The following is a 382-nucleotide window of genomic DNA, read 5'->3' on the forward strand; positions in this document are numbered from 1 at the left end:
TGCCACCGGCTGCTATCGAGACGTCCTCATCGCACAGGTTCGCCGCGGTGATGAACGATTCCATGTCGATGCGGTTGGGCGGGATGCCGCCGCCGACTGCGAGCTTGCCGTTGATGCGCCAGCCCAGCATCCACCAGAGCAGTTGCAGAGCCGGGTTGCGCGAGGCGCTGTCGCTCCATTCCCAAGTGCTCTGATCGTCGGCGCGGTGCGACCCGCTGCCACCGGGAACTGTACTGTCAAGGCGCGGGTCGTAGACATATGCGCCCTTGGTGCGGATCGTGACGCGCGTCGGGACCGACTGGACGAACGGGCTCTCGGTTTTCTTGCTGTTGCCGGTCAGCTTGAAGCGCAGATAGACATAGGCGAGGCCGGTGTAGCGGCG

The 382-nt window shown here is 64.7% G+C and carries 1 pseudogene; it reads right to left on the bottom strand.

Going from position 1 to position 382, the window contains the following annotated elements:
- Positions 1-382, bottom strand: a pseudogene (locus AX735_RS26095) (hypothetical protein); the annotation flags it as partial.

Source organism: Blastomonas sp. CCH1-A6 (genome assembly GCF_001556365.1).
Classification (GTDB): Bacteria; Pseudomonadota; Alphaproteobacteria; order Sphingomonadales; family Sphingomonadaceae; genus Blastomonas; species Blastomonas ursincola.